The organism is Agrobacterium pusense (genome assembly GCF_013285525.1).
Taxonomy (GTDB): Bacteria; Pseudomonadota; Alphaproteobacteria; order Rhizobiales; family Rhizobiaceae; genus Agrobacterium; species Agrobacterium pusense.
Genome location: NZ_CP053856.1, coordinates 2687909 through 2710151 on the forward strand (window position 1 = coordinate 2687909; position 22243 = coordinate 2710151).

General features: G+C 59.0%; 21 protein-coding genes. 11 read left to right on the forward strand and 10 right to left on the reverse strand.

The window, feature by feature from the left end; genetic code table 11:
* The first annotated feature begins 112 nt into the window (after positions 1-112).
* Both HQN82_RS12995 and HQN82_RS13000 read left to right on the forward strand, forming a co-directional pair.
* Positions 113-1474 carry a glutamine synthetase family protein gene (locus HQN82_RS12995; RefSeq protein ID WP_022555410.1) on the forward strand — a complete coding sequence of 454 codons (1362 nt, stop codon included), beginning with the start codon at positions 113-115 and terminating at the stop codon, positions 1472-1474.
* 1 nt (position 1475) lies between these two features.
* Positions 1476-2777: an NAD(P)/FAD-dependent oxidoreductase gene (locus HQN82_RS13000; RefSeq protein ID WP_162699343.1), complete on the forward strand. Its 1302-nt coding sequence runs from the start codon at positions 1476-1478 to the stop codon at positions 2775-2777.
* Here the strand turns inward: HQN82_RS13000 and HQN82_RS13005 are convergent.
* From HQN82_RS13005 to rirA, 7 genes are all read right to left on the reverse strand, one after another.
* Positions 2774-3262 (reverse strand): gluconokinase, encoded by a 489-nt coding sequence (locus HQN82_RS13005; protein WP_045533089.1) that lies wholly within the window; start codon positions 3260-3262, stop codon positions 2774-2776. The two genes, HQN82_RS13000 and HQN82_RS13005, sit on opposite strands and share 4 nt — an antisense overlap.
* Before the next feature lie 107 nt (positions 3263-3369).
* Positions 3370-4110: an ABC transporter permease gene (locus tag HQN82_RS13010; RefSeq protein WP_045533087.1), complete on the reverse strand. Its 741-nt coding sequence runs from the start codon at positions 4108-4110 to the stop codon at positions 3370-3372.
* Positions 4107-5045, reverse strand: a complete 939-nt coding sequence (locus HQN82_RS13015; protein WP_173614946.1) for an ABC transporter ATP-binding protein — start codon at positions 5043-5045, stop codon at positions 4107-4109. The genes HQN82_RS13010 and HQN82_RS13015 overlap by 4 nt, the downstream gene beginning before the upstream one ends.
* Complete coding sequence (locus tag HQN82_RS13020; protein ID WP_173614947.1) at positions 5042-6208, reverse strand: ABC transporter permease; 1167 nt, start codon at positions 6206-6208, stop codon at positions 5042-5044. The genes HQN82_RS13015 and HQN82_RS13020 overlap by 4 nt, the downstream gene beginning before the upstream one ends.
* Positions 6209-6290: 82 nt before the next feature.
* Positions 6291-7202 carry a glycine betaine ABC transporter substrate-binding protein OsmF gene (osmF, locus tag HQN82_RS13025; protein ID WP_006699768.1) on the reverse strand — a complete coding sequence of 304 codons (912 nt, stop codon included), beginning with the start codon at positions 7200-7202 and terminating at the stop codon, positions 6291-6293.
* Positions 7203-7325: 123 nt separating this feature from the next.
* Entirely contained in the window at positions 7326-8372 is a 1047-nt protein-coding gene (locus tag HQN82_RS13030) for an AbrB family transcriptional regulator (protein ID WP_153776472.1), read from the reverse strand.
* Between the two features lie 171 nt (positions 8373-8543).
* On the reverse strand, positions 8544-9014 hold the full coding sequence (gene rirA / locus HQN82_RS13035) for an iron-responsive transcriptional regulator RirA (protein WP_004439283.1): 471 nt from the start codon (positions 9012-9014) through the stop codon (positions 8544-8546).
* Between the two features lie 173 nt (positions 9015-9187).
* Here rirA and HQN82_RS13040 point away from each other — a divergent pair, with 173 nt between their 5' ends.
* Complete coding sequence (locus HQN82_RS13040; protein ID WP_052114182.1) at positions 9188-10237, forward strand: Fe(3+) ABC transporter substrate-binding protein; 1050 nt, start codon at positions 9188-9190, stop codon at positions 10235-10237.
* 90 nt (positions 10238-10327) lie between these two features.
* Here HQN82_RS13040 and HQN82_RS13045 read toward each other — a convergent pair whose 3' ends face one another.
* Positions 10328-11824, reverse strand: a complete 1497-nt coding sequence (locus tag HQN82_RS13045; protein ID WP_004439286.1) for a CoA-acylating methylmalonate-semialdehyde dehydrogenase — start codon at positions 11822-11824, stop codon at positions 10328-10330.
* Between the two features lie 105 nt (positions 11825-11929).
* Here HQN82_RS13045 and HQN82_RS13050 point away from each other — a divergent pair, with 105 nt between their 5' ends.
* The 7 genes from HQN82_RS13050 to pncB all read left to right on the forward strand — a co-directional run bounded on the left by HQN82_RS13050 (position 11930) and on the right by pncB (position 18780).
* Complete coding sequence (locus HQN82_RS13050) at positions 11930-12811, forward strand: LysR family transcriptional regulator (RefSeq protein ID WP_037089480.1); 882 nt, start codon at positions 11930-11932, stop codon at positions 12809-12811.
* A gap of 123 nt (positions 12812-12934) precedes the next feature.
* On the forward strand, positions 12935-13852 hold the full coding sequence (locus HQN82_RS13055) for a DMT family transporter (protein WP_006699764.1): 918 nt from the start codon (positions 12935-12937) through the stop codon (positions 13850-13852).
* A gap of 279 nt (positions 13853-14131) precedes the next feature.
* Positions 14132-15238, forward strand: coding sequence for a DUF475 domain-containing protein (locus HQN82_RS13060; RefSeq protein ID WP_004439293.1), 1107 nt, complete (start codon positions 14132-14134; stop codon positions 15236-15238).
* Positions 15239-15598: 360 nt separating this feature from the next.
* Positions 15599-15943, forward strand: a complete 345-nt coding sequence (locus HQN82_RS13065; RefSeq protein WP_035206798.1) for a MarR family transcriptional regulator — start codon at positions 15599-15601, stop codon at positions 15941-15943.
* A gap of 18 nt (positions 15944-15961) precedes the next feature.
* On the forward strand, positions 15962-16813 hold the full coding sequence (locus tag HQN82_RS13070; RefSeq protein WP_004439295.1) for a C40 family peptidase: 852 nt from the start codon (positions 15962-15964) through the stop codon (positions 16811-16813).
* Between the two features lie 93 nt (positions 16814-16906).
* Positions 16907-17266 (forward strand): hypothetical protein, encoded by a 360-nt coding sequence (locus HQN82_RS13075; protein ID WP_072493832.1) that lies wholly within the window; start codon positions 16907-16909, stop codon positions 17264-17266.
* 209 nt (positions 17267-17475) lie between these two features.
* The gene (gene pncB, locus HQN82_RS13080) at positions 17476-18780 is read left to right on the forward strand and encodes a nicotinate phosphoribosyltransferase (protein WP_004439297.1); all 1305 of its coding nucleotides are present in this window, start codon (positions 17476-17478) and stop codon (positions 18778-18780) included.
* 42 nt (positions 18781-18822) lie between these two features.
* Here pncB and HQN82_RS13085 read toward each other — a convergent pair whose 3' ends face one another.
* Entirely contained in the window at positions 18823-20217 is a 1395-nt protein-coding gene (locus HQN82_RS13085) for a leucyl aminopeptidase family protein (protein WP_112766050.1), read from the reverse strand.
* A gap of 142 nt (positions 20218-20359) precedes the next feature.
* Between HQN82_RS13085 and HQN82_RS13090 the strand changes: the two genes are divergently transcribed.
* Positions 20360-21184, forward strand: coding sequence for a tetratricopeptide repeat protein (locus HQN82_RS13090; RefSeq protein ID WP_004439299.1), 825 nt, complete (start codon positions 20360-20362; stop codon positions 21182-21184).
* Positions 21185-21255: 71 nt separating this feature from the next.
* Here HQN82_RS13090 and HQN82_RS13095 read toward each other — a convergent pair whose 3' ends face one another.
* Positions 21256-22242 carry a type II secretion system F family protein gene (locus HQN82_RS13095; protein WP_004439300.1) on the reverse strand — a complete coding sequence of 329 codons (987 nt, stop codon included), beginning with the start codon at positions 22240-22242 and terminating at the stop codon, positions 21256-21258.
* Position 22243 lies beyond the last annotated feature (1 nt).

A 22243-nucleotide genomic window follows, 5' to 3' on the forward strand; every position in this document is an offset into this window, starting at 1 on the left:
AAAGGGGCAGACGTCATCATGGTGGCGAGGTTTCTCATCTATCAGCAGCAGGATGATTTTCGCTAGCGAAGATTGCTGCGCATGATCAGAGATGGAAACGGCTTGCTGGTGCATGATGGATGATATTGAAAACGCAAAGAAATTTTTCGTCGATAACCCCGATATCGAAATACTCGAAGCCTTTGTCATAGATGCCAACGGCGTGCCGCGCGGCAAATGGATTCCGCGCGAACGGGCAATCGACGTGCTTGAAAAGGGGATGGCCATTCCCCGTTCCGTTTATGCGCTGGATATCTGGGGCCGTGATGTCCACGCTGCGGGCCTCGCGGAGGGCACGGGTGATCCGGACGGCTTCTGCTTTCCCGTTCCCGGCACACTGTCGCGGGTGACATGGCTCGGCCGGCCGACGGCGCAGGTTTTGCTCGCCATGAAGAATCCGGATGGAACCGGTTTTTACGGCGATCCGCGCCATGTTCTGGGGCAGGTTCTCAATGCTTATAAAAAAGCGGGTTTGACCCCTGTCGTGGCCACTGAACTCGAGTTTTACCTGATCGATCCCGTTCGTTCGGCGCTCGATCCCGTGCGTCCGCCGCACAGCCGCGAGGGCCGGTGGCATACGGGCCAGACGCAGGTCCTGTCGATTTCAGAGTTGCAGGATTTCGAAGATGTTTTCCACGACATCGCGACAGCGTGCCGCGCGCAGGGCGTGCTTGCCGATACGACGCTGCGGGAAAACGGTCCCGGCCAATATGAGATCAACCTCAATCACGTGCCTGACGCGTTGCAGGCTGCCGATTTTGCCGTTTTTCTGAAGCGTATCGTTAAAGGAGTGGCGCGCCGGCATGACCTCGACGCCACCTTCATGGCCAAGCCCTATGGGCTTCAGGCAGGCAATGGCATGCATGTGCATTTCTCCGTTCTCGACAGGGATGGCAGGAATATCTACGCGGGAGAAAACGGCCCTTCGGATGCGCTGCTGCATTCGGTCGGCGGCCTCCTTGAAAACATGGGAGAGAGCATGGCGATCTTTGCACCTCATGCCAATTCCTATCGCCGTCTCACACCGAGCGAACATGCGCCGACCTACGCCTCCTGGGGTATCGATAACCGCTCGGCAGCGGTGCGCGTCATTGTTGCCAGCAAGGCGGCGACGCGTATCGAACACCGCGTCGCCGGCGCCGACACCAACCCCTATCTGGTTCTCGCGATGATACTGAGCGCCGCGCTCGCCGGCATGAAGGAGAAGCGCCAGCCCGGCGGCGCGATTTCCGGCGACAGTCACGCAATCAACCATGAGCCGCTGCCCACCAACTGGGACTATGCGCTGCAACGCTTCACGCGGTCCAGCTTCGCCTATGCGACGCTTGGCCAAAAATACCGTACGCTGTTTTCCGCCTGCAAACAGCAGGAGCTTTCCGAATTCTCCCTGCGTGTAACCGACGTCGAATATGACGCCTATATCAGGACGGTGTGAAATGGCTGAGGTCACCAACATTCCCAATCCCGGCCACACATCGTCATGGTATGCGGCCTCCGCTAATGTCAAAACCGTGCGCCCGACGCTTGAGGGCGCGCTGGAAGCCGATGTCTGCGTGATCGGCGGCGGTTTCACCGGCATTTCCGCCGCCCTTGAACTCAGTGAACGTGGCTACGCGGTCATTGTGCTGGAAGGCGCGCGGGTGGGCTTCGGCGCGTCGGGGCGCAACGGCGGGCAGATCGTCAACGGTTACAGCCGGGATCTCGAGACCATCGCCGGCCGCTACGGGCATGACAAGGCAGTGAGGCTTGGGGAGATGTCGCTTGAAGGCGGCGCGATCATCCGCAACCGCGTCACCAAATATGCCATCGACTGCGATCTGGTCGACGGCGGTTTCTTCGCCGCCTTCACGTCAAAGCAGATTCGCGAAATGGAGGCACACAAGGCCCATTGGGAAAAACATGGTCATGGCGGCCTGGAAATGGTCTCCGGAGCGGATGTCGGCCGCTACGTGAAGACCGATCGTTACGCCGGTGGCATGATCGATCGTTTCGGTGGCCATATCCATCCTCTTAATCTCGTGCAGGGCGAGGCGGCGGCTGCCGAAAGCCTGGGCGCTCGTATATTCGAAAATTCGCGGGTCATTGCGGTAGAGCAGGGGGAAAACCCCGTCGTGCGGACGGCAACGGGCAGCGTGAGGGCGAAATATGTTCTCGTTTGCGGCAATGCTTATCTTGGGAAATTGCTGCCGGAAATCGGCGAACGGATGATGCCGGTCTCGAGCCAGGTCATGGCAACGGAGCCCCTTAATGCCGATCTGATTGAGGCGCTTCTGCCCGCCAATTACTGCGTCGAAGATGCCAATTACATTCTCGATTATTACCGTCGCACCTCGGACAACCGTCTGCTCTACGGCGGCGGTATCGGTTATGGCGGCAGCGATCCGGCCGACCTGACAGGCGTGATCCGCCCGAACATGCTGAAGACCTTCCCGCAGCTGGAAAAGATAAAGATTGAGTATGCCTGGAGCGGCAACTTCGCCTTGACCCTGACGCGTATTCCGCACATGGGCAAACTGTCGGACAATATCTACTTTTCCCATGGCGACAGCGGTCACGGGGTAACGACCACGCATCTGCTCGGCAAGATATTGGGCGAGGCCGTTGCAGGCCACGCCGAACGTTTCGATATCTGGAGCTCCTTGCCGAACTATCCCTTCCCGGGTGGCAAGACGTTCCGCGTTCCGCTGACCGTACTTGGCGCCTGGTGGTATGGCCTGAGAGACAGGCTCGGGCTTTAAAACACGACCGTTTTCAAAGCGGAAAGCGCGTTCGAAACGATCTCTTCCGGTGTCGTATCGATGCTGACAGCCACGACGCCGGGCTCTCCCGTTGGTACTTCCAGCGTGGCAAGCTGGGTCTGAAGCAGCGAGAGCGGCATGAAATGGCCCTTGCGCTCGCCCATCCGCCGGCTAAGCAGTTCCAGGCTGCCATCCAGATAGACGAAAGCCAGCGGGCCGCCTGTGGCCCGGCGGAGGCGGTCGCGATAGATTTTCTTGAGCGCCGAGCAGGAAACGACGACACCGTTGCTTTCGCTGCCTTTGCGAAGTTCCGCGCCGACGAGATCGAGCCAGGGCCAGCGGTCTTCATCAGTAAGGGGAATACCCTCTGACATCTTGTCGACATTGGATTTGGGGTGGAGTTTATCGCCCTCAATAAAGGCAATGCCCAGTTTCTCCGCCAGACCTTCCGCGACCGTGGACTTGCCAGAACCGCTCACTCCCATCACGACGATTGCCTGTGTCACCCGAACCTCTGAAATTTCTGTTTCGACGGTCTGCCCCTACCATGTGCGGCGAACGCCGGGAATATAAAATGTGACGCATGTCCTGTTCATTGCCCGGTTCTGCGGGCCGCGGTCCTTTCCAGGGCGGAAAAGCCGGTGTGGATCAGGATCGCCAGTGCCGCAACGATAAGCCCGCCCTGAAGGATGAAAGCGAGATTGTTGGATTGCAGGCCGGCGATGATAACTTCCCCAAGCGTCCTTGCGGCAACCGTTGAGCCGATGGTGGCGGTGGAAAGGCTGATGACCGCCGAAAGTCGGATCCCGGCGAGGATGGCCGGCAGGGCGAGCGGCAGCTCCACTTTTACGAGCCGTTGCCAGCCGGTCATGCCGCTGCCTCTTGCGGCATCCACCACTGCTGGCGGAAGGGTGGTAAGTCCGGTCAGCGTATTTTCGAAGACGGGCAGCAGGGCATAAAGAAACAGCGCGATCAGAGTGGGTTTTTCGCCAAAACCGATTATCGGCACCGCAAGCGCCAGCACCGCCACGGGGGGGAAGGTCTGGCCGATATTGACGATGCTGCGGGAGAGCGGAAGGAAATCCCTTCCGAAGGCTCGGGTCACGAGAATGGCGAGCGCACCCGCCATCATCGTGGCAAGCCCCGTTGCGATAGCAACAGTGGCGAGATGCGAAAGGGTGAGGGAAAGCAGATTGGCCTGCGTGTAGATGGCTGGCGCATTGGCTTGCACAAGGGGGCTGAACAGGGGCGAGAAGCTCTGGGGCGAGGCAAGAAACGCCATCAGCGCCAGCACCAGAAATCCCAGGGCGAAGAAAGAAGCGGCTTTTCTCATCGGTTTCCGGCGGCGCGCTGGAGGAGAACGTCACGCCGCACCAGGCCCGCGGGCTGTCCGCTGTCTTTTATCACTGGCAGGACATCGCGGCCCGCCCATAACATGGCCGAAAGCGCGTCGCGCTGGCTTGTATGTTCGCTTAGCGGCTCGCCCTCGGCGCTTCCCGGCTCCACGACATCGGCAACCGAAAGGACCGAGAGCAGTTTCAGCGCGCGTTCGTTTTCCCCGATCATGGTGCGCACGAAGTCATTCGCGGGTTTCAGCACCAGTTCTGCCGGCGGACAGTCCTGCACGATACGTCCCCCGTCCATGACTGCGATACGATCAGCCAGATGAAAAGCCTCGTCCATGTCGTGCGTGACGAGAACGATGGTCACGCCAAGCTTCTTCTGTATATCGATGAGGTCTTTCTGGGCCTTGGCCCGGATAACCGGATCGAGAGCGCCGAATGGCTCGTCCATGAGGAGAATGTTCGGTTCAGCGGCCAGCGCCCGCGCCACGCCGACACGCTGCTGCTGGCCTCCGGAAAGTTCATGCGGGAAACGCTCGGCATAAAGCGCAGGTTCGAGCTGGAAGAGATGCATCAGCGCATCGATCTTCGCAGCGATGCGTTTGCGGTCCCAGCCGATCAGCTGCGGCACGGTCGCGATATTCTCCGCCACCGTTCGATGCGGAAACAGGCCATGGCCCTGAATGGCATAGCCTATCTGGCGGCGAAGCCTGAATCCGGATATCGCGCTGGCATCTTTTCCGTCTATTCGGATTGCGCCGGAAGTTGGCTCCACCAGCCGGTTTATCATGCGCAGCAGGGTGGTTTTTCCCGACCCCGACGTGCCGACGATGACGGTGACGGTGCGCGGCGCGACCGTCAGGGACACCTGGTCCACAACGGTCGTATCGCCATATCGCTTCGTGATGGTGTCGATCTCGATCATGCCTTTTGCCTTCCGCCTGAGCTGAAGAGATTGCTGTCGATGAGGGCGTCAAGCATGATTGCAGCCGCAAAGCCGAGGAGAACGGTCGGCACGGTACCCAGCAGCACGAGGTCCATCGCCGTCTGCCCGATGCCCTGGAAGACGAAAACGCCAAAACCACCGCCGCCAATCAGCGCCGCGATCGTCGCGAGCCCGATATTCTGCACCAGCACGATGCGGATGCCGGTGAGGATGACCGGCATGGCCAGCGGAAACTCCACCCGCAGCAGGCTTTGCGTGGAAGTCATGCCGAGTCCGCGCGCCGCCTCCCGGACTGCTCGCGAAACGCCGGAAAGGCCAACCACCGTGTTGGAAACCACCGGTAGCAGCGAATAGAGAAATAGCGCCACGAAGGCGGGCGCCATGCCTATGCCGGCGATGCCGATCTTTGCCGCGCCCGGCACCGTCGCTGCGATCCATCCAAGCGGTGCGATCAGCAAACCGAAAAGAGCGATGGAGGGTATGGTCTGGACGATGTTGAGGGTGTTCAGCACGCCCGCCCGCAGCCGCTCCACCTTGTAGCAGAGGAGGCCGAGCGGAATGCCCACGAGCGTCGCCGCAACGAGCGAGCCGATGGCGAGCTGCACGTGCCGCAGTGCCTCGGTCCAGAATGTGTCGGCTCTCCCGGTATATTCCCTGATGATCGAGAGATCGTTCCAGAGACCGCTTGTCAGCACGGCCGCAAGTGCAGCCGCCGCCAGCAGCAACAGCAAAATCCGAACGACCGGCCTGGGCCTGAGACGGGCTATACAATCCGTAGCAAGCAGGGCCAGCCCGGCAAAAATCAGCCAGAAACCGCTGGCAGGCGAGACGCGGGCAAAACTATTGCCCTCCGGTGTCAGGAAAGAGGCAGCCTGACCGACGAAAACCGCCAGTACCGCAAGCCCGACCAGCGCAATCGTGAGCTTGAGGCGGGCGGAAAAGCGAAAGAACGCGATGAAAGCGGCAAGAAGAACGACGGTGGTGATAATGGCGGCAGCCGAAGCCGGGAGGGCTTCGAAAACCGTTCGTGTCTCACCCTGAACGATCCGGTTCGCACGGAATGTCATGAAGGGCGCCACGAGAAGCGCATAGAGAAGCAGGCATGAAATCACCACCCCCACCTTGTCAGGCCATTTCGTCAAAATCCCGCTCCCCTGTCTCATCGATCAGGCGAAGGCCGGAAGAACGAATTTTTCCCGACCCGTCGCCCGGAACCACAGACTATTACTTGACGAAGCCGTTCTTGGTCAGGAAGTCGAGCGCGACGGTTTTTGCCTGCTCGCCGCCCACCTGCACACGGGCGTTAAGCTCCTGCAGGGTCGCCAGATCGAGCTTTTCAAACACGGGTTTCAAAAGTTCCTCGATATTCGGATGCTTTTTCAGGACTTCTTCGCGAATGATGGGCGCCGGCTGATAGACAGGCTGCACGTGTTTGTCGTCCTCCAGCACCACGAGACCGGACGGGGCGATGCCGCCATCCGTGCCGTAGACCATGGCAGCATTGGCGTTGTTGGTCTGGTTGGCTGCGGCTGCGATGGTAGCGGCCGTATCGCCGCCGGACAGCGTGATCAACTGGTCCGGCTTCATGGTGAAGCCGTAAGTGGTCTGAAACGCCGGCAGGGCAGCAGCGGAGTTGACGAACTCGGAAGAAGCGGCAAGAACCACTTCACCGCCGTCGGCAACATATTTGCCGAAATCGGAGAGCGTCTTCAGCTTGTTTTTGTCCGCAACATCCTTTCGCAGCGCGATTGCCCAGGTATTGTTGGCCGGGGAGGGCGTCAGCCAGACGATCTTGTTGGCGTCATAGTCGAGCGTCTTTGCTTCCTGGTAGGCCTTGGCAGCGTCCTTCCAGAGAGGGTCATCCGCCTTGGAGAAAAAGAAGGCGGCGTTGCCGGTATATTCGGGGTAGATGTCGATCTCGCCCGCGGTAATCGCCTTTCTGACGACTGGCGTTGCGCCGAGCTGAATGCGATCCGTCGTCTCGATATTGTTCTTGCTGAGAACGGCGAGAATGATGTTGCCGAGAACGCCACCCTCCGTGTCGATTTTCGACGACACGACCACTTGCGCCTGAGCGATCGAAACAGAAAAGGCAAGCGCAAGTCCGGCGCCCGTCAACGTCATCAAGCGGTTCATGAATGGTCCTCCGATGGGTCAGCCTGCCGAGCAGGCGAAGGGTCGCCGCCCGCAATTGCGGCTAAGCCTGAACGTGCCGGAGAGAAAAAGGTTGCAATGCTGCCAGCATTTTTCCGGCAGATGTCAGGTTTCGCCGTCTCGTTTTCGGGCATCCTTTCCCATGACGAGCGGCATAAGAACCGACAGGAACAGAAGCCTGATGACGTGATGCGAGCCGACATAGGCGGTATCTGCGTGCATCATGACCGCCATCGCAGCCATGGTTTCGAGGCCGCCCGGTGAATAGGCGATCATCACCGCATTGAGCGGAACGCCGGTCACGTGGGAAATCATCCAGGCAATACTGCCGGCGATCACCATGACGGCAATGGTGACGACAAAGCCCGCTACAAAGCCCTTGCGCACCTCCATCAGCGAGACATTCGAAAACCGTGTCCCGATCAGGCAGCCGATCAGCACATACACTGGAAGGCTGAGCCAGGTCGGGACGCCGCCTTGAGTGAGGCCGGTAATATGCGTGCCAATGGAGATCGCGACGCCGCCGAGCAGCAGGGCAGCAGGAAACTTCCAGCGCAGGAAAAGCCAGCCGGTCAGCAGGGAAGCGACGATGGTCAGTCCCAAGGTGAGGAGATCCATCGGTGGTTTGGTGAGGAGCGGTTCGGTGCTGACAAGATCGAAATATTCCACGATCAGCGGTACGGAAAGAGTGAGCGCAAGTACCCTGACGCTTTGCACGATGCTGACGGTTGCGAGGTCGCTTTTCGTCTCGGCCCCGAGGCTGATGATATAGCTGAGGTGGCCGGGGGAAGCGCCGAGCATTGCCGTGGTCCTGTCGTAACCGAAGCCGTAATGCAGTATCCAGTAAGCGACATAGAGCATGATGACGACAGCGACGAGGACGACGACAAAGCTCACCGGCCAGGTCTTCGCAGCGTCTATCACGGAGGGCGTCACGCTCGTTCCCATCGAAATGCCGACAACGACGAAACAGGCATTGCGGATGAAGGCGGGAATGCCAAGCCTGAGGCCTGCCAGTCCAGAGATCGTCACCGCAAGTGCCGGGCCGGATAGAAAGGGTGCCGGGATATCGATGAGGCTGGCGAGCAGCGCACCTATGCTGCCGATGAGCGCGGTAAGCGCAAATGTATGGAATTCAGGCTTGATGATCATTGCGACGCTGATTGGTTGCTTGAAAAAGCTCACGACCAAATGCGCCGCTTCCGTTCGCGAGGTCAACACGCGGGATCAAAAATATTCTGTCTCGCGCGGCTTCCTTAAAGAAAAGCCCGTGACCTCATGGGCACGGGCTATGGTGTAATCGCCAGGGAAGCAATAAGACCATCATGCAGCCGGAAGGGCAGCGACCTTCGGCATCGTGGTGTCGAGGCCAAGCAGAAAGTTGATCTGCGGCCGAGCCTTGACGAGATCGTCGATCGAATATTCGGCCAGCACGTCGAAGAAGGCGTTGAGCGCCTTGCGCAGTGCCGAATTCAGGCCGCAGCTGTCAACAAGAGGACATTCGACGGCGCCGTCCTCGAAACATTCCGCCATGGCGAAGCTGTCTTCGGTGACCCTGACCACATCGAACAGGCTGATCTTTTCGGCAGGCTTGCCAAGCCGCACGCCGCCATTGCGGCCGCGAACTGTTTCCACCAGGCCGGCCTTGTTGAGCGGCTGGAGGATCTTGAACAGGAACAGCTCGGAAACGCCATAGGCCTTGGCAATCTCCGGAATGCGGCTCAGATGGCCTTCATTTGCGGCGCAGTACATCAACATGCGCACGGCATAGTTGGTCTGTTTGGTCAAGCGCATGCTGGTCTCCTAACTCTCAATGTGGAGTTATATAGTCTCTTTTTCAGTTTAGAACAATTCCAGAAACCGAAAAAACTGGCATCCATCCGAGATTTCTCACACAGCCTTGTTGACCGCCTTCATGATTCATGAACAAACAAGTCAAGAATCGGAATGTAATGGAGGCATTCACAATGGCAAGCTTGAAATCATATTTTTCCGCTGCCGTTTTTTCAGGGATGATGATCCTTTCCTGCGCACCCAAAGCCTGGGCAGAGGGAGAGGTTAATGTCTATTCCTATCGCCAGCCTGAATTGATCCAGCCGCTGCTCGACGCCTTTACCAAGGAAACGGGAATAGAGACGAATGTTCTTTTTCTCGACAAGGGACTGGTGGAACGCATCCAGGCAGAAGGCGTCAATTCGCCGGCCGATGTGCTGTTGACGGTCGATATCGCCCGTCTGGTCGAGGCCAAGGAGGGCGGTGTCACGCAGCCTGTTCTCAACGATCCCGTCATCGAAAAGGATATCCCCGCCAATCTGCGTGATCCCGAGGGCGAATGGTTCGGCCTGACGACACGCGGCCGGGTTGTCTATGCCTCGAAGGAGCGGGTGAGCCAGAAGGATATCACCTATGAGGAACTGGCGGATCCGAAATGGAAGGGCAGGATCTGCATTCGCGACGGCCAGCATTCCTATAATATTGCGCTGATCGCCTCAATGATTGCACATCATGGTGTCGATTATACCCGCACCTGGCTTGCCGGCCTGAAGAACAACCTTGCCCGCAAACCTGATGGAACCGACCGCAGCCAGGCGAAATCAATCTTTTCCGGCGAGTGTGATATTGCCCTTGGCAACACCTATTATGTCGGCCTGATGCTGACAAATGACCGCGAGCCGGAAGAAAAGGAATGGGCGGGTTCCGTGCGGGTCATCTTTCCCAATGCGGGCGACCGTGGCACGCATGTGAATATTTCCGGCATGGCCCTGACGAAATACGCCCCCAACAAGGACAATGCCCTGAAACTCATGGAATTCCTGGCATCGCGCGAGGCACAGGAAATCTACGCCAGGCAGGTCTTCGAATATCCGGTGCTGCCCGGCGCCGAGCCGTCGGATGTGGTGAAGGGCTTCGGCCCCATCAATCCGGACAGGTTGCCGCTGACGGACATCGCCGCCCATCGCAAGCAGGCATCCGAACTGGTGGACGAAGTGGGCTTTAATGACGGCCCGACCAACTGATCTCAGGCCCTGCTTCCAGGACGGATGAATTCCAGTCAAAAAAGCCCCGCTGCAAAACAGCGGGGCTTTTTTGTATTGCCTGCTTGCGGCTTATTTCATCGTCGGCATGACGAATTCGGCACCCGACTTGATGCCAGACGGCCAGCGCGAGGTGATGGTCTTGGTCTTCGTCCAGAACTTGATCGAATCCGTGCCGTGCTGGTTGAGGTCGCCGAAGCTCGAAGCCTTCCAGCCGCCGAAGGAATGGTAGGCGAGCGGAACCGGGATCGGAACGTTGATGCCGATCATGCCGATATTGACGCGGCTTGCGAAATCGCGGGCTGCATCGCCGTCACGGGTGAAGATGGCGACGCCGTTGCCATATTCATGCTTCATCGGCAGTTCCAGCGCCTCTTCGTAGTTCTTGGCACGAACGACCGACAGAACCGGTCCGAAGATTTCCGTCTTGTAAATGTCCATGTCAGGGGTGACGTGGTCGAACAGGCAGCCGCCGACAAAATAGCCGTCTTCATAGCCCTGCAGCTTGAAGTCGCGGCCGTCGACCAGGAGCTTTGCGCCCTGTTCCACGCCGCTGTCGATCAGGCCCTTGACGCGCGTCTGGGCTTCCTTGGTGACGAGCGGGCCCATATCAGCCTTGTCATCGGTGTAAGGACCGATCTTCAGTGCCTCGATTTGCGGAATGAGCTTTTCAACGAGACGGTTTGCCGTCTCTTCGCCGACAGGAACTGCAACGGAAACAGCCATGCAGCGCTCGCCGGCCGAACCGTAACCGGCGCCCATCAGCGCGTTCACGGCCTGATCGAGATCGGCGTCCGGCATGATGATCATGTGGTTCTTTGCGCCGCCGAAGCACTGCGCGCGCTTGCCGTTCATGGCAGCGGTGCCATAGACGTAACGGGCGATCGGCGTCGAGCCGACGAAGGAAACCGCGCCGATATCGGGATCGGTGAGGATGGCGTCGACGGCACCCTTGTCGCCGTTGACGACGTTCAGGATGCCGGCCGGAAGGCCGGCTTCGATCATCAGTTCCGCGAGGCGGATCGGCAGCGAGGGATCGCGCTCGGAAGGCTTGAGGATGAAGGCGTTACCGCAGGCGATCGCCGGGGCGAACATCCACATCGGGATCATGCCGGGGAAGTTGAACGGGGTGATGCCTGCGCCGATGCCGACCGGCTGGCGGATCGAATACATGTCGATGGCCGGGCCCGCGCCTTCGGTGAACTCACCCTTCTGCAGATGCGGAATGCCGCAGACGAATTCGCAGACTTCAAGCCCGCGGACGATATCGCCCTTGGAATCTTCGACGGTCTTGCCGTGCTCGCTGGAGAGCAGCACCGCCAACTCGTTCATGTCTCGGTTCAGAAGTTCGACGAACTTGAAGAAAACGCGGGCACGACGCTGCGGATTGGTCGCAGCCCATTTCGGCTGTGCCGCCTTGGCGCTTTCGACAGCCGCGCGCAGTTCGGCGTCGCTGGCAAGCGCGACCGTAGCCTGAACTTCGCCCGTGGCCGGATTGTAGACATTCGATGTGCGGCCGCTGGTGCCCGGCACATGTTTGCCATTAATGAAATGACCGATTTCCTTCATGGTGTTCCTCCAGAATGTGATGGCGCAGCATTGCCTTTCGATTTGCACAAATCAATCGCCTGAAATAAGCATCAATTGTGCAAAAATAGACACAAGGAACGTGGCATGAACTGGGATGATGTACGTTTGTTCCTGAGCGTGGCGCGAAGCGGCCAGTTTCTTTCCGCGGCCAGAAAGCTCGGTGTGAACCATGCCACTCTCAGCCGCCGGGTTTCCGCGCTGGAAGCCGCCATCGGCACCCAGCTCTTCCTGCGCAGCACCAATGGCTGCGAACTGACGGAGGAGGGTCAGCGGCTTCTTGCGAGTGCGGAGCGCATGGAAACTGAAATGCTGAATGCCCAGGCCAATCTCGGTCGCGTCGATACGGCGGTTGCGGGAACGGTGCGCATCGGCGCGCCGGACGGCCTCGGCGTATCCTTCCTCGCGCCAAGGCTTGGCAGACTGACGGCGCGTTATCCCGATCTGAAAATCCAGCTCGTTCCGGTGCCGCGTTCCTTTTCGCTTTCGCAACGTGAGGCTGATATCGCCATCACTATCGAAAGGCCGGAACAGGGCAGGCTGATGTTTTCCAAGCTCACCGATTATTCACTCGGCCTCTATGCCTCGGCGAATTATCTGGCTGACTACGGAACGCCTGATGATGTCGAGGCACTGAAACGCCACCGGCGGATCGGTTACGTGGAGGACCTGATCTTTTCGCCTTCGCTGAACTTCACCGGCGAAATCATGCGTGACTGGGACGCCGCCTTTGAAATCTCAAGCGCTACCGGCCAGACGGAGGCAGTACGATCCGGTGCAGGGATCGGCATCCTGCACAATTACATCGCGGGCCAATATCCCGAACTTATACGGATCATCCCGCATCTCACCATCAGCCGGTCCTATTGGACGGCTTATCACGAATCCGCTCGCCAGTTGGTCCGTGTCCGCACGGCGGTCAATTTTCTCCAGGAACTCGTGGCCGAAGAACGACGCATCTTCACCTGATATCCGAAGCTCCGGCGTAATAGTACTATTAATTGTGCAAACCCGTCCGTTCTGGACTTGACAAAGGACGGCTGGTTGGACGACCAATGCAACCATTGGGAGATCGGAACTGACATGTCGACTATGATAAAAAAGCTTTCGCCGACGGGCCTCGGCGTGGCCGTGATGCTGCTTGGAATGCTGCTGTTCGCGTTGAACGACGCCATGGGAAAATGGCTCGTATCGACCTACAGCCAGGGCCAGGTGATCCTTATCCGAAGCGCCGCGGCGCTGGTCATCCTTGTTCCGATCGTCTGGAGAGCCGGCCTCTCCGGCCTCGTGAAAATCGAGCGGCCCGGCCTTCAGGCGGCGCGCGTCTTTTTCTCCACGGCCGAGCTTTTCTGTTTCTATTTCGCGGTCGCGGCGCTGCCCCTGGCGGACGTCATGACCTATTGGCTCGCGGCGCCGATTTACGTGGCGGCGCTCTCCCCTTTTCTGCTCGGAGAAAAGGTCGGCTGGCGTAGATGGACGGCCATTGGCATCGGTTTTGTCGGCGTTCTCATCGCGCTCAAGCCGAGCTCGGCAAGCCTCACCTCCGCTGCACTCTTTTCTATCCTCGGCAGCGCTGCCTTTGCATTCATGATGTTGTCCGGCCGCCAGCTGCGCAATACGCCCGACACGGTGCTCGCCTTCTGGCAGATCATCGGCGCGGCGCTTGCGGGCATTGTCGCCGTGCTCGTCACGCCATCGGGATGGCTGCCGGTGCAATCCGGTTTTGATCTTGCCTTCCTCGGCCTGCTTGGCGTCGTCGCCATGGCGGCGCATGTGCTGGTCAACCGGGCGCTCAAACTTGCCGATGCTGCAACGGTTGCGCCGCTGCAATATACGCTGCTGCTCTGGGCGGTCATTTTTGGATGGCTGTTCTTCGGCGATGTGCCCCAGACAAGTATCGTGGTCGGCGCGGGCCTGATTGTTCTTTCGGGCCTTTACATCTTCTTTCGCGAAAATACGCTCAAACGCCGTCGCGAAACCGCCGAAGATCTGGCCGCAGAGCAGGTTTGATCTCTGGTTGCAATCACGGGACTTGACGAAGGCGTGATCTTCAGGGAGTAAGAAGGGGCCCTGCGATGATTTGTCTCGCAAGGGCAGAGGAAACAAAGGTGCCGGGCCCCTCTGGCGAGAGTTTTACGGCGCTCTCGTGATGTCGGTACCGCCTGCAAAATTCGCCGGCGGATTAAAAACTATGAAAAACCTGAATGTGCTTCGCGCGCGTGCTTTCTGCGTGCGGCCTGACGCCCCGCGTCGGTCTGCAACCGTCCTCGTAATGAACGGTGACCGGACATGAGCGCTGCCCAGAAAACCACGCTCTCCTACTTCAAGTGGGCTTTTATCGTCACCATCGTCGGTCTCATCCTCGGCGGCTATCTTGGCTGGGAAATGACCGGTACGGTTGGCGGTACCGCGACGATCTTCTTCATCTGCGTCGTTCTGGCGGTGCTGGAAATCTCGCTTTCTTTCGATAACGCCATCGTCAACGCGAACAAGCTGAAGGACATGACGCCGGTCTGGCAGCACCGCTTCCTGACATGGGGCATTCTCATTGCCGTTTTCGGCATGCGTATCGTCTTCCCGCTGCTGATCGTTGTCGTCGCCGCCAATGTCGGTCCCTGGACGGCCATCGTCATGGCGGCAACCCAGCCGGAACGTTATGCGGAAATCATGCAGGACGCCCATCTGCCGATAGCGGCTTTCGGCGGCACCTTCCTGATGATGGTCGGTCTCAACTTCTTCTTTGACCATGAAAAGGACGTGCATTGGGTGCGCTGGATCGAGGAAAAGGCTGCGACCTATTCCTCCGTCAAGGGCATCGAGATCGCCTTCGTGCTTGTTGTCATGTTGATTTTTTCGCGCATCATCGGCGCCAGCGACAACCCGGAACTCGGTCCGGTCGCGGCCAACACGTTCTTCCATTCGGCGATCTGGGGTCTCTTGACCTTCCTGCTGGTAGAAGTTGTCGGCGGCATTCTCGATCGTAGCCAGGAAATGCTGGAAGGCGCAGCAAAGGGCGGTTTCGGTGCGTTTCTTTATCTCGAAGTGCTTGACGCCAGCTTCTCCTTCGATGGCGTGATCGGTGCCTTTGCGCTGACGCAGAACCTGTTCATCATCGCCATCGGCCTCGGCATCGGCGCCATGTACGTGCGCTCGATGACGATCATGCTGGTCGAGAAAGGAACGCTTGCCGAATATCGCTATCTGGAGCACGGCGCCTTTTATGCGATCCTGATCCTGTCGGTCATCATGTATGTGCAGACCATGGTGCATATACCTGAAGTCATCACGGGCCTTGGCGGCGCAACCCTGATCGGTATCTCGCTCTGGTCGTCGATCCGCTATAATCGGCAGCAGAATGCCGATGCAGTCGATGCCGCACGCGGCGCAGAGATTTGATCCACAATACCCCTGTCTTCCGCCGTCACGGCGGGAGACAGTTTTTAAGCATTGAGTTCGTTCTTGCCTCTTTTTATCGCCATTTACGCCTTGCAAACGCCTTCGCTGCGCGCGTCATTTATCCATTAAGTCCCTGATTTAAAATATACTTGTGCGGCGCAGCAAAACTGGCACGATTTCTGCATCTCATCTTGCAAGTCCAGAGGGGACATATGGCCCAAAAATGGGTCAACAATTACCGCCGCGCCGCGCGATCTTTCGGATCTGCGCCGTGCGGCGGTTCTGTTTGTGGGGATGGTTCTTGAGTTTTTCGCGCTGTTGCATGAAAACGATAGGACAACGACTGGAAGGTTTATCGGCTTGCCTGCAGAACTTTCGCCCACGGCCGCCCTCGGGCTCTGGCATCGCGTCTCGATGGCGCAGGTCACGGCCGATGCGCCCGATTTGACCTTGCGTCAGACGGCCATCCTGCTGCAGATTTATCTTGTGCCGCCGCCGCATACCGTGCGCGGCCTCGCCGGCCTGCTGGGCGTGACCAAGCCCGTTATCACCCGCGCGCTCGACAGTCTCGGCGCGCTAGGGCTGGTTGACCGGGCCCGGGATGAGCGGGACAGGCGCAATGTCGTGATAAAGCGCACCGTCGCAGGTGCGCTTTATCTGGAAAAATTCGGCGATCTGATTATTGATCAGGCCCGTAATATCTAACCTCTGGACGTGAACCCCATGATGCTCGACCGCCGCCTGAATATCTTCCGCTCCGATCTCGCCGACGAAAAACTGCAAGGGGCGGTGCAGGCCGATCGTTTCGTCAGCGGATCTCCCGCACAGGTTGTGGTGCCTGTCATCGGCCTGCGGCCCACGCCGGACCTTGTCGCCGGTATCGATACCGAACTGCTGTTCGGCGAGACCCTGCGCGTTTTCGACAGGGCGAACGGCTGGGCCTGGGTGCAGGCGGATGCGGATGGTTATGCGGGTTACGTGCCGGAAACGGCCATTGGTGATGTCGTTGCGGCCACTCACCGTATCGTTGCTCCCCGTACCTTTGTTTATCCTTCGGCCGAACTGCGCAAGCCACCGGTGGCGGCGCTGTCCATGGGCAGCCTGATCCGGATCGTCGGTGAAGAGGAGACCCGTGGCACCCGGTATCTCATGACCGAAAATGGCGAAGGCGTCATTGCCGCCCACTGCCGGACCGTCGATGCTGCCCCTGACGACGACTATGTCGCGGTGGCGTTGCGCTTCATCGAAACCCCCTATCTGTGGGGCGGTCGCTCCGGATTTGGTATCGATTGTTCAGGCCTCGTACAGCTTTCCATGGCGATGGCGGGCCGGCGGGTGCTGCGCGATACCGACATGCAGGTGAAATCGCTCGGTGTGGAAATAGAGCGGGACGAGTTGCGGCGCGGCGATCTGGTCTTCTGGAAAGGCCATGTCGGGCTGATGGAAAATGAGGAAACGCTGCTGCACGCCAACGGCCATACCATGAATGTCGCGCGCGAAAATCTCGCTGCAGCCATTGAGCGCATCGGTTGGCTTTATGAAAAGCCGACGGCGTTCCGTCGCATGGAGGACTGAGGGCGCGCTTCACGAAATTGTTCCCGTCTTGCCCTTTGTGCGACAGCCGTCGCCGGCCTACATGCTGTCAATAATGGTACGGGACGGACACTGATGAAGACAAGAACGGCGGCACGATTGGCAGCGATCCTCGCGGCGGTCCTATTGAGCACTTCGGCAGAGGCCCAGACGGTGTTCCAGAACGGTTTTGCCCCGGCACCCGACGCCTATGCCAACCTGCCCGGTGTAAAAGACCCTCGAACGCTCCAACCCAAGGTCCGTTATAACTGCCATAGCGAACTGGGAAGTACCGGATATTCACGTGGGCCCTACCGGACCGTCTTCGGCAGTCGCGGACTTCCCGTCCAGGGTTACCGCTGCACCGATGAAAACGGTATTTCCAGCTTTGGCGGACGTAACCCCGTTTCCAAGGATTGGTACCCCGGCATCAATCCCGTTGATCCGACTTTCTGACGCGGCGTGCCCGTAGCCCCTGGCTGAAAACGATAATGAGGTTGCCGGTAAATCAACGCGCGGGCGGCCGGTGAGGCATTTGCCGGGCCGGTGCTCTGGACTTGTTGTCGCTTTTTCAGATAAATCTTCCGCATGACGGGTTGATACCTGCCAGGGTGCGGATTGACATCGGCTATTCTGACCTTTGGCCGATACTGGGGAATGCAAGTATGACGAAGACCGATATAGCCACCCGTGTCCACAATCATACCTGGAAACTTGACCCGATCGTCCGCAGCCTGATCGATACGGATTTCTACAAGCTGTTGATGTTGCAGATGATCTGGAAGCTTTATCCGGAAGTCGACGCGACGTTTTCGCTGATCAACCGCACCAAGACGGTGCGGCTGGCCGAGGAGATCGACGAGATGGAGCTGCGCGAACAGCTCGATCATGCGCGTACGCTGCGTCTTTCCAAAAAAGAGAATATCTGGCTTGCGGGTAACACGTTTTACGGCCGCTCGCAGATTTTCGAGCCGGAATTTCTCTCCTGGCTATCAAGCTATCAGCTGCCGGAATATGAGCTTTTCAAGCGTGACGGGCAGTACGAGCTGAATTTCCACGGCCGCTGGATGGACACGACGCTCTGGGAAATCCCGGCGCTCGCCATCATCAACGAGTTGCGTTCGCGTAGCGCCATGCGCTCGCTCGGTTATTTCACGCTGGATGTTCTCTATGCCCGCGCAAAGGCCAAGATGTGGGAGAAGGTTGAGCGGCTGCGGGAACTGCCGGGCCTGCGCATTTCCGATTTCGGCACCCGCCGCCGCCATAGCTTTCTGTGGCAGCGCTGGTGCGTCGAGGCGTTGAAGGAAGGCATCGGGCCGGCCTTTACCGGTACGAGCAACGTGCTGCTCGCCATGGATTCGGACCTTGAAGCCGTTGGGACGAACGCGCATGAACTGCCGATGGTGGTCGCGGCGCTGGCGCAGACTGATGAGGAGCTGGCTGCCGCGCCCTATCAGGTTTTGAAGGACTGGAACCGGCTTTATGGTGGCAACCTGCTGATTGTTCTGCCCGACGCCTTCGGCACGGCGGCGTTTCTGCGCAATGCGCCGGAATGGGTGGCTGACTGGACGGGTTTCCGCCCGGACAGCGCACCGCCGATCGAGGGTGGCGAGAAGATCATCGAGTGGTGGCAGAAGATGGGTCGCGACCCGCGCAAGAAGATGCTGATCTTCTCCGATGGCCTCGATGTCGATGCCATCATCGACACTTACAGGCATTTCGAAGGCCGCGTTCGCATGAGCTTCGGCTGGGGCACCAACCTCACCAATGATTTTGCTGGCTGCGCGCCGAAAACCATCGCCAGCCTCAAGCCGATCTCCATCGTCTGCAAGGTCAGCGACGCCAATGGCCGGCCGGCTGTGAAACTCTCGGACAATCCGCAAAAAGCAACCGGTGAACCGGCCGAAGTGGAGCGTTACCTGAAATTCTTCGGCCAGGAAGATCACAAGGAGCAGAAGGTTCTGGTTTGATCAAAGCGGGGCGCTCCGGTCGACGAAGCGTCCCTAAAGCCACTATTTCGTGAACTGATGTGCGATATAATGGAAGAGGGCGCGAATACCCTGCGCTTCTCCACCGATCGATGAGTGGTGCCTTTCACTCAGCGACCAGCCGTAAATATCGAAATGCGCCCAGCGCCGGGTGTTGGTCACGAAACGCTTGAGAAACAGCGCGGCGGTGATCGATCCGCCCATGCCGCCGGACGGCGCATTGGTAATATCGGCCGCGCGCGAGCGAATGTCCTTGTCGTATCCCATATAAAGCGGCATGCGCCACAGCGGATCGTCGGTATCGATGCTGGCTTCAGCGATGTCATGGGCCAGATCGTCGTCGTCGGTGTAGAAGGGCGGCAGATCGGGACCGAGCGCGACGCGGGCGGCGCCGGTCAATGTTGCCATGTCGATCATCAGGTCTGGCGCGTCCTCATCGGCATAGGCCAGAGCGTCCGCCAGAACGAGGCGGCCTTCCGCATCGGTATTGTCGATCTGCACCGTCAGCCCCTTGCGGCTCCGGTAAATGTCGCCGGGACGGAAGGCGTTGGAAGAGATGGAGTTTTCGACGGCGGGCACGAGGACGCGCAGGTCGACCGGCAGCTTCGCGTCCATGATCATCAGAGCCAGGCCGAGGACATTGGCGGCGCCGCCCATGTCCTTCTTCATCAGGGCCATGGACGCTGCGGGTTTTATATCGAGACCGCCGGTGTCGAAGCACACGCCCTTGCCAACAAGCGTCAGACGCGGATTACCCTTTTTACCCCAGTTCATTTCCAGAAGGCGTGGTGCGCTTTCGCTGGCGCGGCCGACGGCGTGGATGAGGGGGAAGTTTTCCTTCAGCAGGTGGTCGCCGGTGGTCACCTTCACCTTCGCCTTGTAATGGGCGGCAAGGGCCCGGAAAGCGATCTCCAGCTCATCCGGTCCCATGTCGTTGGCAGGCACATTGATGAGATCGCGCGCGAGAAAGACGCCCGCGAGAATGCGCTTGATCTCGCCGTCTTCGGCATCCTGGGGAATGAGCAGCTTGGCCCCGCTGGTTTTGGTGGTCTTGTATTTGTCGAAGCGGTAGCTGCCGAGGCCGAAACCGAGAGCGAGGCGATTGGCCGTCAGTGGTGCGGTCTCGATGTGCCACTCGCCTTCAGGCAGTTCGCGGGCGAGTTTGCCGGTGATGAACGGTATTTCAGAGGGATTGCCGCCAAGGCCGAGAAGCACGCCGCCGAGCGAACCATCGGCAGAGGGAACGAGCAGGATGGCACCGGCCTCCGCCTTGAACCCTGCTTTCTTTGCCCAGTCCAGAGCGACGGGGTCAATGGCGCCCTGCTCGATGTGGGCGGGCGTGACTGCGAAAACCGGCAGTGTACTGCCTGCCTTTGAGCTGAAAGGGGTCGGGCGTTCGATGAACTGATAGGGCGCCATTATATGCTTCCGTAAATGTCGAGAATCGGTGCGATTAACGCTCTGTTAGGGTTAACAGATTATTGCTTAAGCGAAAGTTGCGTCATGTGAGTCTGTCGTTTGTCGGGCGCAAGATTGATCATTCTTGGGCGAGGGCGCTGCCATGACTGCTTTTTCTTTGGCTGAGACAGGCCGGACAGGGCTGCTGCGGGGCGCGTGTTTTGCAGCATTGGTTCTTGCGGTTTCTGGATGTGCAAGCACCAACAAACCGGACCGGATGTCTACCGGCTCCATTCCCGCCGCCGCGCGCTCCTATGATCACATGAACATGGACCAGCTTCGCCAGGCGGAAGAAACCGCCGGCAAAGCCTATGAACGCAATCCCAAGGACAAGTCGGTGGGCATGAATTATGCCAGCGTCTTGATGATGACGGGCAAGAACACGCAGGCTCTTGCAGTCATGCAGCAGATAGCCATCGCCAATCCCGCCGACCGCGACGTGCTTGCCGCGTATGGCAAGGCACAGGCGGCCGCGGGACAGCTGGAGCAGGCGCTTTCAACCATCCAGCGGGCGCAGACACCCGATCGACCCGATTGGCGCCTCTATTCGGCCGAAGGCGCGGTGCTTGACCAGCTTGGACGTTCCAGCGAAGCCCGCTCCCGCTATCGGCAGGCGCTTGACCTGAAGCCGAACGATCCGAGCGTGCTCTCAAATCTCGGCATGTCCTATGTGCTATCGAGCGATCCGCGCACTGCCGAAACCTACCTGCAATCGGCCATCGCCCAGCCTGGCGCCGACAGCCGCGTTCGCCAGAACCTCGCGCTCGTTGTTGGCCTCCAGGGTCGCTTCGCCGAAGCAGAGCGTATTGCGGTACAGGAACTCTCGCCGCAGCAGGCCCAGGCAAACCTGACTTATCTGCGGGCAATGCTGTCCCAGCAAAATTCCTGGCAGCAGCTCGCAAAAAAAGACGGAAAGCCGGCGGGCTGATGCTTCGCGCGATGCCGCGTCCTTATATCCGGAACTTGACGCGTCGCCGCGAAATTCGGGCGAAATGTTTTTCAGAACGTGTCCAGCACGCGGATGATGGCAGGGCCTAGAATGACGGCGATGAGGACCGGCAGGAAAAATACAATCATCGGCACGGTCAGCTTCGGCGGTAGTGCAGCTGCTTTTTTCTCCGCTTCGTTCATGCGTTCGTCGCGGCCTTCCTGTGCGAGAACGCGCAGCGCCTGAGCGAGCGGCGTTCCGTAACGTTCCGCCTGAATAAGCGCTTGCACCACGCTTTTCACGGCTTCGAGCTGTGTTCGCGTGCCGAAATTCTCGAGAGCGACCCGCCGGTCCTGCAGGAACGACAGTTCCGCCGTCGTCAGCATCATTTCTTCAGCCAGTTCGGGGGACTGCTCACCCATTTCCTCTGCCACGCGGCGCATCGCGGCCTCCATGGACACGCCGGATTCGATGCAGATCAGCATGAGGTCGAGCGCATCCGGCCAGGCTTTCTTGATCGACGCCTGCCGTTTGTTCATGCGGTTCGACACATAAATATTGGGAGCATAGAAACCGATATAGCCGAACAGTAACACAGCCATCAGCCGGACGATGAAGGCTTTGTCGGAAAGATTGCCGAGCACGAAGATCCAGGTGAAGGCTACGGCCAGAAAAATGAAAGGCAGGATGAAGCGGGCGGCGAGAAACGTGTTGAACGCGTTTTGGGAACGAAGCCCTGCTGCCCGCAGCTTGTTCATCGTGTTCTTGTCCGCAAGCGCTTCCTGGAGGTTGAATTTCTCCACGATGCGCCGGGCGGACTTGTTATTGTTGCCGCGCAAGGAGGTTTTGCCTTCCCTGGTAACGGTCGCAAGCCGCTCGCGCTCGCGGCTGCGGATGAGATCGCGTTCCGACGAAACGGCTTTCATGCGTTTGGCAAAATCCTTCCGCTCGAAAACCGGCATGATGAGCGTATAAAGGGTGGCGAAAACCGCCAGCGTCACCAGAACGGCGACGATCGTTTGCGGATTGGTGAGGCTCGAAAGAAAACTCCCGCTCATT